13 protein-coding genes are annotated in these 14866 nt (G+C 67.0%); 8 read left to right on the top strand and 5 right to left on the bottom strand.

Annotated elements, in window-relative coordinates:
* Positions 1-26 precede the first annotated feature (26 nt).
* Positions 27-788 carry an SIMPL domain-containing protein gene (locus tag NFU04_RS14810; protein WP_251310199.1) on the bottom strand — a complete coding sequence of 254 codons (762 nt, stop codon included), beginning with the start codon at positions 786-788 and terminating at the stop codon, positions 27-29.
* Between the two features lie 159 nt (positions 789-947).
* On the opposite strand from NFU04_RS14810, the gene NFU04_RS14815 reads away from it, so the two are divergent.
* A complete protein-coding gene (locus NFU04_RS14815; RefSeq protein WP_251310200.1) occupies positions 948-2030 on the top strand; it encodes an AI-2E family transporter in 1083 nt (360 codons plus the stop codon).
* A gap of 75 nt (positions 2031-2105) precedes the next feature.
* On the opposite strand, the gene trxA is transcribed toward NFU04_RS14815, so the two are convergent.
* Positions 2106-2429 carry a thioredoxin gene (trxA, locus tag NFU04_RS14820; protein WP_146804296.1) on the bottom strand — a complete coding sequence of 108 codons (324 nt, stop codon included), beginning with the start codon at positions 2427-2429 and terminating at the stop codon, positions 2106-2108.
* A 252-nt stretch (positions 2430-2681) separates the two neighbouring features.
* Here trxA and cysB point away from each other — a divergent pair, with 252 nt between their 5' ends.
* Positions 2682-3650: an HTH-type transcriptional regulator CysB gene (cysB, locus tag NFU04_RS14825; protein ID WP_251310201.1), complete on the top strand. Its 969-nt coding sequence runs from the start codon at positions 2682-2684 to the stop codon at positions 3648-3650.
* A 76-nt stretch (positions 3651-3726) separates the two neighbouring features.
* Here the strand turns inward: cysB and NFU04_RS14830 are convergent, their stop codons facing one another.
* Entirely contained in the window at positions 3727-4455 is a 729-nt protein-coding gene (locus NFU04_RS14830) for a phosphoadenylyl-sulfate reductase (RefSeq protein WP_251310202.1), read from the bottom strand.
* A gap of 150 nt (positions 4456-4605) precedes the next feature.
* Positions 4606-5964, bottom strand: a complete 1359-nt coding sequence (pabB, locus tag NFU04_RS14835; protein WP_251310203.1) for an aminodeoxychorismate synthase component I — start codon at positions 5962-5964, stop codon at positions 4606-4608.
* Between the two features lie 259 nt (positions 5965-6223).
* On the opposite strand from pabB, the gene NFU04_RS14840 reads away from it, so the two are divergent.
* The 6 genes from NFU04_RS14840 (at position 6224) to NFU04_RS14865 (ending at position 14504) form a co-directional block, all read left to right on the top strand.
* Complete coding sequence (locus NFU04_RS14840; protein ID WP_251310204.1) at positions 6224-6946, top strand: GntR family transcriptional regulator; 723 nt, start codon at positions 6224-6226, stop codon at positions 6944-6946.
* 16 nt (positions 6947-6962) lie between these two features.
* Positions 6963-7853, top strand: a complete 891-nt coding sequence (prpB, locus tag NFU04_RS14845) for a methylisocitrate lyase (RefSeq protein ID WP_251310205.1) — start codon at positions 6963-6965, stop codon at positions 7851-7853.
* A gap of 44 nt (positions 7854-7897) precedes the next feature.
* Positions 7898-9022, top strand: coding sequence for a bifunctional 2-methylcitrate synthase/citrate synthase (gene prpC, locus NFU04_RS14850; RefSeq protein ID WP_251310206.1), 1125 nt, complete (start codon positions 7898-7900; stop codon positions 9020-9022).
* Between the two features lie 95 nt (positions 9023-9117).
* On the top strand, positions 9118-11739 hold the full coding sequence (acnD, locus tag NFU04_RS14855) for a Fe/S-dependent 2-methylisocitrate dehydratase AcnD (protein ID WP_251310207.1): 2622 nt from the start codon (positions 9118-9120) through the stop codon (positions 11737-11739).
* Positions 11736-12929 carry a 2-methylaconitate cis-trans isomerase PrpF gene (gene prpF, locus NFU04_RS14860; protein WP_251310208.1) on the top strand — a complete coding sequence of 398 codons (1194 nt, stop codon included), beginning with the start codon at positions 11736-11738 and terminating at the stop codon, positions 12927-12929. Before acnD ends, prpF begins: the two co-directional genes overlap by 4 nt.
* A 90-nt stretch (positions 12930-13019) precedes the next feature.
* A complete protein-coding gene (locus NFU04_RS14865; RefSeq protein ID WP_251310209.1) occupies positions 13020-14504 on the top strand; it encodes a 2-methylcitrate dehydratase in 1485 nt (494 codons plus the stop codon).
* 52 nt (positions 14505-14556) lie between these two features.
* Here the strand turns inward: NFU04_RS14865 and NFU04_RS14870 are convergent.
* On the bottom strand, positions 14557-14866 hold a 310-nt coding region (locus NFU04_RS14870; protein WP_251310210.1), incomplete at its 5' end, for a hypothetical protein.

Below are 14866 nucleotides of genomic sequence, written 5' to 3' on the forward strand. Positions count from 1 at the left end.
CGGTTATGTCGATTCCCGCGTGTCGTTTAGGGCGCAATTTCCCAGGTGACATCGACGCCGGCATCGATGGCGATGCGCCCGGGGCGGTACTCGGTGGGGGCGCCGCCGCTTTCGGCCATATCGGCGCGGGCGCTCATCATGCGCGGCATAAAGACCGGCGCCTGGGTCTCCTGTACCCGCAGCACGCCGGTGAGCTCCACGCCCAGGGTCTCGGCCATCAGCTCGGCCTTGTGGCGGGCGCGCTCCAGGGCGCGGGTCAGGGCGCGGTCGGTAGCGGCGTCGCGGTCCATCAGGTCGTACTGGATGCCGTCCAGGGCGTCCACGCCGGCCTCGGTGAGGGCGTCGAGGATCAATGGCACCTGCTCCAGGTCGTTCAGGCTCAGCTGGATGGGGCGCTCGAGCTGGGTGCGGACGCGCACCTCACGCTCGCCGTCACGCTGAGAATGGACCTGATCGGGGCGCACCTGCAGGGAGCCGGCATTGATCGCTTCGCTGTCCAGGCCGGCGGCCTCCAGGGTGCGGATCAGCTCGCCGGTGCGCTCCTCCAGGCGCGCGCGGGCCTCGCCCAGGGCTTCTGGGTCGGGGGTGGCGTCCACTTCGATCAGGGGCGTGCGCTCCCAGAGGCGGGCGCTCAGGGTGGCCTTGTCGGGCACCACCTCGAGGGTCGCCTGGGCCTGCACATGCAGTTGGCGGTCGGGGCGCTCCTGAGCCAGGGCCGGGGTGGTCAGCAGGGCGCCGGCCAGCAGGCCGAGGCCGAGCAGGCGGGTAGAAAGGGCGAGTCGAGTCATCAAAGGCCTCCATGCACGCTAGGATAGGGGGTAATGGCAGGACTTTGAGCCGCCGGGAGGTCGGTCGTTCCCGTCGGGGCTCCCTTTGCATGGTAGTTGCCCATTTGCCGATTTATCCTCACGTATTCTGACCTGCCCTGTCTCGACAAAGGAGAGCCGATGCATCACGACACGGATGAACCCACGGGGATGCTCCCCCTCAACCTGGTGTTGGGGCTGGCGGCCCTGGTGGTGATTATTGCCGGCATGAAGGCCGGTGCCGACCTGCTGGTGCCCCTGCTGCTGTCGCTGTTTATTGCCGTGGTCTGCACCGCGCCGGTGCAGTGGCTGCATCGCTTCGGCGTCAGCCTGCGCCTGGCGGCGGTCCTGGTGCTGGGGGTGATGGGGGTCTTCCTGGTGCTGCTGGGGCTGCTGCTGGCCAGCAGCCTGAGTACCTTCGTGGCGGCCCTGCCGGAGCTGGAACAGCAGTTCCGCGGCGCCTACCTGCAGCTGCTGACCTGGGTGGCGGAACGCGGCATCTCGATTCGTCCCGAGCAGATGAGCCAGTGGTTCGACCCCGCCCAGGCCACCCATCTGTTGCCGGGGTTCCTCGGCGAGCTGGGCAATCTGCTGATGCAGAGCCTGGTCGTGGCCCTGCTGGTGATCTTTATGCTCTTCGAGGCGCTCAATGCCCGGGAGAAGTTCTCCCAGGCGCTGCGCAACCCGGCGCCGAGCCTGCGGCGCATCGGTGAGTTCAGCTTGACCCTCAAGCGCTACCTGGCGGTCAAGACCCTGATCAGCCTGATCACCGGGGTACTGGCCTGGTTGCTGTGCCTGGTGCTGGGGGTGGGCTTCCCGCTGCTGTGGGGGGCGCTGGCCTTCGGGCTCAACTTCATTCCCAATATCGGCTCGGTGCTGGCGGCGATTCCGCCGGTGTTGCTGCTGCTGCTGCAGAGCGATGGGGGACTGGTCGCGGCACTCGCCCTGGCCGCCGGCTACCTGGTGATCAATGTGGTGATGGGCAACCTGGTGGAGCCGCGGGTGATGGGGCGGGCCCTGGGGCTCTCCACTTTCGTCACCTTCCTGTCGCTGGTGGTGTGGGGCTGGATCCTCGGTACCGTGGGGTTGCTGCTCTCGGTGCTGCTGACCATGACCCTGAAGATCGCCCTGGAGAGCCACCCGGATACCCGCTGGATCGCGCGGTTGCTGGGGCCAGGCTCGCCACCGACACGCCAGGAGCGGCTCGGCAAGGCCAAGGAGTAGGCATAAACGACACGCCCCGGCCGAAGCCGGGGCGTGTTGCCTTGGGAGTCATACCGCCACGCGGTAGGAATCGCTTCAGGCGTTCTGCTCGATAAACTGCGCAAGCTGGCTCTTGGACTGGGCGCCCACCAGGGAGGCGACCTTGGCTCCAGACTTGAACAGCATCACGGTGGGGACACCGCGCACGCCGTGTTCCGCGGCGATTTCGGGGGCGTCGTCGACGTTGACGCTGACTACCTTGAGGTCGTCGGCGCGCTCGTCGGCAACTTCATCAACCACCGGGGCCATCATCTTGCAGGGCCCGCACCAGGGCGCCCAGAACTTGAGCAGGACCGGCTTGTCGGCCTTGAGGACCTCCTGCTCGAAGTTGGCGTTGGTGACATCGATGTTGTTAGCCATGTGAATCTCCAGTTGCTTGGCGCTGTGTCGAGCGTGCTAGTACAGCTTAGCTGCACGATGTTATCCGCCGTCCCGGTCGCTGGCAAATATAAGCGCTCGAAAAGGTCGATAGCGAGCTACTATGTTGGCGCATGGGCGAGGGGACACCTGGGCCTATTTATATGCTATAAAGTAATCATCAGGTGGGGCCGTTATTTCTAAAGGGCATTTCATGCGCCTCGGCCGACAAGTCACCAGGAGTAGGAACCTCGCATGAAGCTACAACAGCTGCGCTATATCTGGGAAGTCAGTCGCCACAACCTCAATGTGTCGGCCACGGCCCAGAGCCTCTATACCTCCCAGCCCGGCATCTCCAAGCAGATCCGCCTGCTGGAGGACGAACTGGGGGTGGAGATCTTCGCTCGCAGCGGCAAGCACCTGACCCGGGTCACGCCCGCCGGCGCGGCGATCATCGAGCTGGCCGGCCAGGTGCTGCGCACCACCGAGAACATCAAGCAGGTGGCCCAGGAGCACAGCGACGAGCGTCGCGGTAACCTGGCCATCGCCACCACCCACACCCAGGCCCGCTATGCGCTGCCGCCGGTGATCCGCGATTTCACCCGCAAGTACCCCGAGGTGGCCCTGCACATGCAGCAGGGCACCCCCAAGCAGATCGCCCAGATGGTCAGCGAGGGGCAGGCGGACTTCGCCATCTGCACCGAGTCCCTGGAGCTGTTCAACGACCTGGTGCTGCTGCCCTGCTACCGCTGGAACCGCTGCGTGCTGGTGCCCCAGGATCATCCCCTGGCCCAGGGCGAACTGACCCTGGAGCGCCTCGCCGAGCATCCCCTGGTGACCTATGTGTTCGGCTTCACCGGCCGCTCCCAGCTGGATGATGCCTTCCGCGCCGAGGGGCTGACCCCCAATGTGGTGCTGACCGCCGCCGATGCCGATGTGATCAAGACCTATGTGCGCCTCGGCCTGGGGGTGGGGATCGTCGCCCATATGGCGGTGGACCCGGAGGCCGACAGCGACCTGGTGGCCCTGGAGGCGGGGCACCTCTTCGAGAGCTCCACCACCAAGATCGGCATTCGTCGCGGTACCTTTATGCGTGGCTATATGTACGACTTCGTGCAGGGCTTCGCCGAGCACCTCGAGCGCGACCTGGTGGATGCGGCCCTGGCCGCCGGGCCGCGCCACGAGCAGGCGCTGTTCGAGGGCATCGAGCTGCCGGTGCGTTAAGTCCTCGCTTGAATGCCCCCAAACGCCGAAGGCGCCGCAATCGCGGCGCCTTCGGCGTTTGGGGGCGTGTATCGGCTCAGCGGCTCAGGTTGGTGCTATGCAGACCGCACTCCTTGCCGCCCTGGTCTTCCCACCACCAGCGGCCTTCCCGCTCGTGTTGATGGGGCAGGGTGGGGCGGGTGCAGGGCTCGCAGCCGATGCTGACGAAGCCGCGCTCGTGGAGCGGGTTGTAGGGCACGTCGAACATGCGGATATAGGTCCACACCTCTTCGCTGCTCCAGTGGGCCAGGGGGTTGAACTTGGCCAGCGGGGCCTCGTCGCTGCCGAAGGCGGTGTCCCACTCGGCGATCTGCACGCTGTTGCGGGTGCCCGGGCTCTGGTCGCGGCGCTGGCCGGTGACCCAGACGGGCAGCCCCTTGAGGCGGGCGCGCAGTGGCGCCACCTTGCGGATGCCGCAGCATTCCTGGTGGCCGTCGCGGTAGAAACTGAACAGTCCCTTCTCCTTGACCAGGGCCTGAATCGCCTCGGCATCGGGGAAGCGCACGTCGATCTCGATGGCGTAGTGCTCGCGGACCCGCTCGATAAAGGCATAGGTCTCGGCGTGCAGGCGCCCGGTGTCCAGGGAGAAGACCTTGACCTTCTCCTTGGGGGCCACCTTGAGGGCCAGGTCGATCAGCACCACGTCCTCGGCACCGGAGAAGGAGATCGTCAGCTCACCGAAGGCCTCGTAGGCGGCCTTGAGAATGTTCTTGGGGGTGTCCTGGTCGTGTTCCAGGACGAACTGGGAGGGATTGAAGGATGACATCCCGGCCTCCGTTGTTGGCGATGGCCGTACCCTAGCAAACCCCTCCCGGCGGGACCCAATATTGATTGGTTCGTTGCTTATGCCCTTGAGGGCTTGTTGAGAGGCATTCTTATAACCACTTTGCGGGGTGGCTCCGCCGTCGGTCGGCGTTCAGGCCTCCAGGGCCTGCATCAGGTGGCGGATCTTGTCCAGGGTCTCGCGGTACTCCGCCTCCTCGTCGGAGTCGGCCACCAGGCCGCCGCCGCCCCACAGGTGCAGCCGGCCCCGGTCCGCCACCGCCGTGCGAATGGCGATGGAGGTATCCATATGACCGCGCTGGTCCACGTAGCCGAGGCTGCCGCAGTAGAGGCTGCGTCGGCTGGGTTCCAGCTCGTCGATGATCTGCATGGCACGCACCTTGGGGGCGCCGGTGATCGAGCCGCCGGGGAAGGCGGCGGCCAGCAGGTCCAGGGGCGAGGCGTCCGCGGCCAGCTCGCCGGTCACCACGCTGACCAGGTGGTGCACATTGGCATAGCTCTCCAGGCCGCAGAGCTGGGGCACCCTGACGCTGCCCGGGCGACACACTCGCCCCAGGTCGTTGCGCAGCAGGTCGACGATCATCACGTTCTCGGCGCGATCCTTGTCGCTGCGCTGCAGCTCCTCGGCCAGGGCGGCATCCGCCTCGGTATCGTCTCCCCGGGGGCGGGTGCCCTTGATGGGGCGGGTCTCCACCCGGCCATGTTCGGCCTGGATAAAGCGCTCCGGCGACAGCGACAGCACGCCCTGGGGGCCCGCGCCGCCATCCCAGGCCAGGTAGCCGGCGAAGGGCGTCGGGGTGGCCTGGCGCAGGCGGAGGTAGGCGCCCCAGAGGTCGCCCTCGTAGGGAGCGCTGAAGCGCTGGGCCAGGTTGATCTGGTAGCAGTCGCCGGCGTGGATGTACTCCTGGACGGCGCGGAAGCGCAGGCCATAGCCGGCGCGATCCAGCTCCGCCTCGAAGGGCGCGCTGATGCGGAAGGGCACCGATTCCGGGGGGCGGGCCGCCAGCCAGCCGAGCACCTGGGCGCGGCGCGCCGCGCTGGCCACCAGGGTGCAGGTCTCGGCCTCGTGGTCGAGGATCAGCGCCCAGTCATAGAGGCCCACCCGGCTCCAAGGCAGGCTCACCGCGTCCCGGGCCGCCTCGCCCTGGCGCTCCAGGCAGCGCCCCAGGTCATAGCTCCAGTAGCCGATCAGGCCGCCCAGGAAGGGCAGGTCGCTCTCCGGGGCCTCGACATCCAGGTACGCCAACAGCGCCTGCTGGGCGGCGAAGGGCGAATCGGGCAGGGCCAGGTCGGCATCGCACTGAACGCCGCCGCCGGGGGCCACGGTCAGGGTAGCCAGGGGGTCGCTGGAGAGAATGTCGTAGCGACCGCCGGGGGCGGCGGGGCGGCCACTGTCCAGCAGCACGGCGCCGGGGCGACGTCGCAGGGCGGCGAAGTAGCCCAGCGGATCGGGCCGGTAGGGCAGGGAATGGAGTTGCAGTCGTGGTCTCATGCGCGGCGCTTTTCCTCAACAAGCGCCCCATTCTAGGGACCTGTCATGCGTTTGTCGCACTCCCCGGCGCCGCCCTAGGGGACGCAGCCTCAACGGGCGCGATGGGGGCGGGGCTAGGGTGGTGGATTGTCGACACTCGTGACAATTCCCCGCTGCGTGTCTACAACAAAAGGTGTATAACGTCACCGGGTTTCCGTGGTTGACCGGCAGGGAATCGCTGGCTACAGTTCTTTCACCCCTTGATTGTCGACAATTGATCATGACGACTCCGATACCCGAAAGTACCGCCCCCGAGGTCCGCACCCTCGCCGAACGGGTCTTCCAGCAGCTCCAGGAGGCCATCGTCCGCGGCGAACTGGCGCCGGGCAGCAAGATCACCGAGCCGGGCCTCTCCAAGGCTTACGGTATCTCCCGTGGTCCGCTGCGCGAGGCCATGCGCCGCCTGGAGGTTCACCGGCTGATCGAGCGGGTGCCCCATGTGGGGGCCCGGGTGGTCAAGCTCTCCATGAAGGAGCTGCTCGAGCTGTTCGATGTGCGCGAGGCCCTGGAGAGCATGGCCGCGCGGCTCGCCGCCGAGCATATGACCGCCGAGGAGATCGCCGGCCTGCGCGAGGTGCTGGCGGTGCACGAACGCCAGGGCGACCTGAAGCGCGGCGAGGCGTACTACCAGCGCGAGGGGGATCTCGACTTCCACTATCGGATCGTCCTGGGCAGCCACAACAAGATGTTGATGACGCTGCTGTGTGACGACCTCTATTACCTGGTGCGCCTCTATCGCACCCAGTTCAGTGCCAGCGGGTCGCGCCCCCAGCGCGCCTTCGTCGAGCACCACCGTATCGTCGACGCCATCGAGGCCGGCGATGCGGAGCTCGCCGAGCTGCTGATGCGCCGCCACGTCAGCGCCTCGCGGGCCAATGTCGCCGAACGCTATGCCGCCACCCTGGCCGAGGAGGCGGAAGCCTCCGAGCCGGCGGCCCGATAACCCAGGAGAACCCCTCATGACACGACCGACCCCCGGTGCCCGTTTCCGTGCCGCCCTCGAGGCGAATCGTCCGCTGCCCATCGTCGGCACCATCAATGCCTACACCGCCATGATGGCCGAGCGGGTCGGTCACCAGGCCATCTACCTCTCCGGGGGCGGGGTGGCCAACGCCTCCTTCGGCCTGCCGGACCTGGGCATGACCACCATGAACGACGTGGTGGAGGACGCCCATCGCATCTGCGGCGCCACCGAGCTGCCGCTGCTGGTGGATATCGATACCGGCTGGGGCGGCGCCTTCAATATCGCGCGCACCGTCAAGGAGATGCAACGCGCCGGCGTGGCGGCGGTGCACCTGGAGGATCAGGTGGCCCAGAAGCGCTGCGGGCATCGCCCCAACAAGGCCATCGTCTCCCAGGACGAGATGGTCGATCGGGTCAAGGCCGCCGCCGATGCGCGCATCGATCCGGACTTCTATCTGATCGCCCGCACCGATGCCTTCCAGAAGGATGGCCTGGACGCCGCCATCGAGCGCTCCCGGGCCTGCATCGAGGCGGGCGCCGATGCCATCTTCGCCGAGGCGGTGCATACCCTGGACGACTACCGGGCCTTCTGCGAGCGGGTCGATGCGCCGATTCTGGCCAATATCACCGAGTTCGGCGCCACGCCGCTGTTCAGTCAGCAGGAGCTCGCCGAGGTGGGCTGCCGGATGGTGCTCTACCCGCTGTCCGCCTTCCGCGCCATGAACGCCGCGGCCCTCAAGGTCTACCAGAGCATCCTCGACACCGGCCATCAGCGCGAGGTGGTGGAGCTGATGCAGACCCGCGACGAGCTCTACGACTTCCTCGACTACCACGCCTTCGAGCAGAAGCTGGATGCCCTCTTCGCCGAGAAGGGCGGCGACGCCTGAGGCACCCGGCCATCACAAGAACACGTCAGTTAAGGAGAGAGACCATGGCAGATCAACCCGTCAGCACCGGCCTGCGTGGCCAGAGCGCCGGCTCCACCGCGCTGTGCACGGTGGGCAAGAGCGGTGCCGGCCTGACCTATCGCGGCTATGACATTCATGAACTGGCCGAGAAGGCCAAGTTCGAGGAGGTCGCCTACCTGCTGCTCCAGGGCAAGCTGCCCAACCGGGCCGAGCTCGATGCCTACCTCACCAGGCTCAAGGGCCTGCGCGGCCTGCCCGAGGCGCTGAAGACCGTGCTCGAGCAGATCCCCAAGGATGCCCACCCCATGGACGTGATGCGCACCGGCGCCTCCATGCTCGGCAACCTGGAGACCGAGCAGGGCTTCGATCGGCAGCAGGACGTGGCCGATCGCCTGCTGGCGGTACTGCCCTCGATCATCTGCTACTGGTACCGCTTCAGCCATGACGGCGTGCGCATCGACACCGAGACGGACGACGACTCCGTGGGTGGCCACTTCCTGCATATGCTGCGCGGCGAGCCTGCCTCCGAGCTGCATGCCCGGGTGATGAACGTCTCGCTGATCCTCTATGCCGAGCACGAGTTCAACGCCTCGACCTTCACCGCCCGGGTCTGCGCCTCGACCCTCTCCGATATGCATTCCTGCGTCACCGGCGCCATCGGCTCCCTGCGTGGCCCGCTGCACGGCGGCGCCAACGAGGCGGCCATGGACATGATCGAGCATTGGCAGTCCGCCGACGAGGCCGAGCGCGAGATCCTCGGCATGCTCGAGCGCAAGGAGAAGATCATGGGCTTCGGTCACGCCATCTATCGCGAGTCCGATCCGCGCAACGCCATCATCAAGGAGTGGTCGAAGCGGCTCGCCGAGGACGTGGGCGACAAGGTGCTCTACCCGGTCTCCGAGCGGGTCGAGGCGGTGATGTGGCGCGAGAAGAAGCTGTTCTGCAATGCCGACTTCTTCCACGCCAGCGCCTATCACTTCATGGATATCCCCACCAAGCTGTTCACGCCGATCTTCGTCTGCTCGCGGGTCACCGGCTGGGCGGCCCATGTCTTCGAGCAGCGCGAGAACAACCGCATCATTCGCCCCAGCGCCGACTACGTCGGTCCGGAGAAGAGCGAGTGGGTGCCCCTGGAGGCGCGCCCCTGACACCACGACATCCGGCCCGGGGGTAGTACCCCGGGCCCTGTCCCGCCTGCCGCTCCTTGCCGCCCCACGCTTCTGACGCCCACGGATGCCTGACCATGAATACCGAATACCGCAAGCCGCTTCCCGGCACCGAGCTGGATTATTTCGATGCCCGCGCCGCCGTCGAGGCGATCCGCCCTGGCGCCTATGATCGCCTTCCCTACACCTCCCGGGTACTGGCCGAACAGCTGGTGCGTCGCTGCGACCCCGAGGCGCTCACCGAGGCCTTAAGACAGCTGATCGAGCGCCGCCGCGACCTGGATTTCCCCTGGTACCCGGCCCGGGTGGTGTGTCACGACATCCTCGGCCAGACCGCGCTGGTCGACCTGGCCGGCCTGCGTGACGCCATCGCCGAGCGCGGCGGCGACCCCGCCAAGGTTAACCCGGTGGTGCCGACCCAGTTGATCGTCGACCACTCGCTTGCCGTGGAGCACGCCGGCTTCGAGGCGGACGCCTTCGACAAGAACCGCGCCATCGAGGATCGTCGCAACGAGGATCGCTTCCACTTCATCGAGTGGACCAAGGCCGCCTTCGAGAACGTCGACGTAATTCCCGCCGGCAACGGCATCATGCACCAGATCAACCTGGAGAAGATGTCGCCGGTGGTGCAGGCGCGGGACGGTGTCGCCTTCCCCGATACCTGCGTGGGTACCGACAGCCATACCCCGCATATCGACTGTCTGGGGGTGATCGCCATCGGCGTCGGCGGCCTGGAGGCCGAGACCGTGATGCTGGGGCGTCCCTCCATGATGCGCCTGCCCGATATCGTCGGCGTGGAGCTGACCGGCAAGCCCCAGCCCGGCATCACCGCCACCGATATCGTCCTGGCGATCACCGAATTCCTGCGCAAGGAACGCGTGGTGGGGGCGTATCTCGAGTTCTTCGGCGAGGGGGCCAAGAGCCTGACCATCGGCGACCGCGCCACCATCTCCAATATGACGCCCGAGTACGGCGCCACCGCGGCGATGTTCTATATCGACGACCAGACCCTCGACTACCTGACCCTCACCGGCCGTGAGCCGGAGCAGGTCGCCCTGGTCGAGACCTACGCCAAGCAGACCGGCCTGTGGGCCGATAGCCTGACCGGCGCCGAGTACGAGCGGGTGCTGACCTTCGACCTCGCCAGCGTCGAGCGCAACCTGGCCGGTCCCTCCAACCCCCATCGCCGCCTGCCCACCAGCGCCCTGCACGAGCGTGGCATCGCCGTGGACCTGGATCGCGCCCTGGCGGAGGAGAAGGAGGGCAAGATGCCCGATGGCGCGGTGATCATCGCCGCCATCACCAGCTGCACCAACACCTCCAACCCGCGCAACGTGGTGGGGGCGGGCCTGCTGGCCAAGAAGGCCAACGAGCTGGGCCTCACGCGCAAGCCCTGGGTGAAGTCGTCGTTCGCGCCGGGGTCCAAGGTCGCGCGGCTCTATCTCGAGGAGGCGGGCCTGCTGCCGGAGCTGGAGGCGCTCGGCTTCGGCATCGTCGCCTACGCCTGCACCACCTGCAACGGCATGTCCGGGGCGCTGGACCCGAAGATCCAGCAGGAGATCATCGACCGCGACCTCTACGCCACCGCCGTGCTCTCCGGTAACCGCAACTTCGATGGCCGCATCCACCCCTACGCCAAGCAGGCCTTCCTGGCCTCGCCGGCGCTGGTGGTGGCCTATGCCATCGCCGGCACCGTGCGCTTCGATATCGAGAAGGACGTGCTGGGCACCGACAAGAACGGCAACCCGGTGACCCTCAAGGACCTCTGGCCCTCCGACGAGGAGATCGACGCCATCGTCGGCGAGTTCGTCAAGCCGGAGCAGTTCAAGCAGGTCTATATCCCGATGTTCGACCTGGACGCCGTCGAGAGGGCCGAGAGCCCGCTCTACGACTGGCGCCCCCAGAGCACCTACATTCGCCGCCCGCCCTATTGGGAAGGCACCATGGCCGCCGCCCGCGAGCTCAAGGGCATGCGCCCGCTGGCGATCCTGCCGGACAACATCACCACCGACCACCTGTCGCCGTCGAATGCCATCATGCTGGACAGCGCGGCGGGGGAATATCTGCACCGGATGGGCCTGCCGGAGGAGGACTTCAACTCCTACGCCACTCACCGCGGCGACCACCTCACCGCCCAGCGGGCGACGCTGGCCAACCCCAAGCTGTTCAACGAGATGGTCCGCGACGAGGCCGGCGAGGTGGTGCAGGGCTCGCTGGCGCGGGTCGAGCCGGAAGGCCAGGTGATGCGCCTGTGGGAGGCCATCGAGACCTACATGAATCGCCGGCAGCCGCTGATCATCGTCGCCGGCGCCGATTACGGCCAGGGCTCGTCCCGGGACTGGGCGGCCAAGGGGGTGGCGCTGGCCGGGGTCGAGGCGATCGTCGCCGAGGGCTTCGAGCGTATCCACCGCACCAACCTGATCGGCATGGGCGTGATGCCGCTGCAGTTCGAGGAGGGCACCACCCGCCACACCCTGCAGCTAGACGGTACCGAGACCTATGACGTGGAGGGGGCGGCCTCGCCCCGCGCCAGGCTCGAGTTGGTGATCCATCGCCGGACCGGTGAGGTCGATCGGGTGCCGGTGATCTGTCGCCTGGATACCGCGGAAGAGGTCACCGTCTACTCCGCCGGTGGCGTCCTGCAGCGCTTCGCCAAGGACTTCCTGGAAGGGGCGGGGAGTGAGGGGGTGAGCGCATGAGTCAGGCAGCTCGGATTCATGGTGCGCAGCTGCGTATTCCCGCCACCTATATGCGTGGCGGCACCAGCAAGGGCGTCTTCTTCCGGCTCGATGACCTGCCGGAGGCCGCCCGGGTGCCCGGGGAGGCCCGTGACCGCCTGCTGCTGCGGGTGATCGGCAGCCCCGATCCCTACGGCAAGCAGATCGACGGCATGGGCGGGGCGACCTCCAGCACCAGCAAGACGGTGATCCTCTCCAAAAGCGAGAGCCCCGACCACGACGTGGACTACCTCTTCGGCCAGGTCGCCATCGACCGGGCCTTCGTTGACTGGAGCGGCAACTGCGGCAACCTCTCCGCCGCCGTGGGCCCTTTCGCCGTGGCCAACGGCCTGGTGGACCCGGCACGCGTGCCCGACAACGGCGTGGTGGAGGTGCGCATCTGGCAGGTCAATATCGGCAAGACCATCGTCTGCCAGGTGCCCGTCACCGACGGCCAGGTGCAGGAGAGCGGCGACTTCGAGCTCGACGGCGTGACCTTTCCCGCCGCCGAGGTGCCGGTGGCCTTCAAGGACCCGGCCGACGGGGAGGGGGCGATCTTCCCCACCGGCAACCTGGTCGATGATCTCGAGGTGCCGGGCGTGGGTACCCTCGAGGCGACGCTGATCAATGCCGGCATCCCGACCATCTTTATCAATGCCGCCGACCTCGGCTATACCGGCACCGAATTGCAGGAGGCGATCAATAATGACGCCGAGGCACTGGCGCGCTTCGAGACGATCCGTGCCCACGGCGCGCTGAAGATGGGGCTGATCCAGTCGCTGGACGAGGCTGCCGGTCGCCAGCATACCCCCAAGGTGGCCTTCGTGGCGCCCCCGGCCGGCTACACCGCCTCCAGCGGCAAGACGGTCGAGGCCGGGGAGGTCGACCTGCTGGTGCGGGCGCTCTCCATGGGCAAGCTGCACCACGCCATGATGGGCACCGCCGCGGTGGCCATCGCCTCGGCGGCGGCCATCGAGGGGACCCTGGTCAACCGCGCCGCCGGCGGCGGCAAGCGTAACGCCGTCACCTTCGGTCACCCCTCCGGTACCCTGCGAGTGGGTGCCGAGGCGAGCCTCGCAGAGGGCCGCTGGGTGATCGACGAGGCGGTGATGAGCCGCAGCGCCCGAGTGCTGATGGAAGGCTGGGTGCGCGTGCCCGCGGAGACTCTCTAAGCCTCCTCGTCGCTGCCTTCCTCACGCCCCGGCCCCTGGTCGGGGCGTTTCCTATAGTGAGGGCAACCCCGTGGATTCCAGGAGGGCAGCATGACGACCACCGTGGAGGCCAATCGACGCCCGGACTACGACCCGGAACTGCAACGCATCGCCGACTATGTGCTGGACTACCGGATCGATAGCGAACTGGCTTGGGAGACCGCCCGGCTGTGCCTAATGGATAGCCTGGGGTGTGCCCTGCTGGCGCTGCGCTTCCCGGAGTGCACCAAACACCTGGGCCCCCTGGTGGAGGGCACCCAGGTGCCCCAGGGGGCGCGGGTGCCGGGAACCCGCCTGCGTCTCGATCCGGTCAAGGCGGCCTGGGATATCGGCTGCCTGGTGCGCTGGCTCGATTACAACGACACCTGGCTGGCGGCGGAGTGGGGGCACCCCTCGGATAACCTGGGGGCCATCCTGGCGGTGGCGGATCACCTCGCCCAGCGGCGACTGCTCCGGGGCGAGGCGCCGCTGGTCATGCGGGATGTCCTCGATGCCATGATCCGTGCCCACGAGGTCCAGGGCGTGCTGGCGCTGGAAAATGCCTTCAACCGGGTCGGCCTCGACCACGTCGTACTGGTCAAGGTGGCTTCCACGGCGGTGGCGGCCCGACTGATGGGCGCCGATCGTGGGCAACTGCTCGCGGCGCTTTCCCACGCCTGGGTGGATGGCCAGAGCCTGCGTACCTATCGGCATGCTCCCAACGCCGGCTCCCGCAAGAGCTGGGCGGCGGGGGATGGCGCTTCGCGGGGCGTGCGCCTGGCGGATATCGCCTTGCGTGGCGAGATGGGTATCCCCGGGGTACTGAGTGCGCCCCAGTGGGGCTTCTATGATGTGCTGTTCAGCAAGACCAGCAAGGATCAGGTCCTCAAGCCCGAGGCCGAGCGCCGCTTCGCCTTGTCCCGGCCATTCGGCAGTTATGTGATGGAGAACGTCCTCTTCAAACTCAGCTTCCCCGCGGAGTTCCATGCCCAGACCGCCTGCGAGGCGGCGCTGGTATTGCACCCTCGGATAAGGGATCGTCTCGACGAGGTCGAGCGCATCGTCATCACCACCCAGGAGTCGGCGATCCGCATCATCGCCAAGTCCGGGGCGCTGGCCAATCCCGCCGATCGGGATCACTGCCTCCAGTACATGGTGGCGGTGCCGCTGATCTTCGGCGAGCTCAGTGCCGAGCACTACGAGGATGCCTTCCATGCCGCCCATCCGCTGATCGATCGATTGCGCGAGCGCATGACGGTGGTGGAGGAGCCTCGCTATAGCCGTGACTACCTGGATCCCGCCAAGCGCTCCATCGCCAATGCCGTCCAGGTGTTCTTCGCCGATGGCTCCGCCACCGAGTCGGTGGCCGTGGAGTATCCCCTCGGCCATCGTCGGCGTCGGGCCGAAGGCATACCGGTCCTGGAGGCCAAGTTTCGGCGCCATCTGGCCACGCGTTTCCCGCCCCGGCGCTGCGAGCAATTGATGGCCCTGTGTCGAGATCAGGAGCAGCTTGAGGCCATGTCGGTCCCCCATTTCATGGATCTCTGGATGATCTAATGACGGATCTTGAGGTACGTCATGGTCGATATCGTCAGCCTGTTCTATATTTTTATGGATAGGGGCTTGCAGGGGCGGGGGGAAATCCGTAAAGTACGCATCCGCTGCCGGCGACGGACATCGTGGCCAGCGGCAATGAGTGGAAAAAGTGCTTGTTTCTGTTGGGTTTTTCGAAACCCTCTCGAGAAAAACGAGATTGACAGAACGGCCAGATGCAGTAGAATGCATCGCCACACCGGCCGGCCAGTCGCCGGCTCGGATGATCGGAAGTCGCTGCTTCGTCGCACGCTTCAGGGTCGCCGAGCAGGGCTTGACAGTCACGGTCGAATCGGTAGAATGTCGCTTCCTCGCAGCGGCGTCGC

This window comes from Halomonas sp. NCCP-2165 (genome assembly GCF_023708045.1).
Taxonomy (GTDB): Bacteria; Pseudomonadota; Gammaproteobacteria; order Pseudomonadales; family Halomonadaceae; genus Bisbaumannia; species Bisbaumannia pacifica.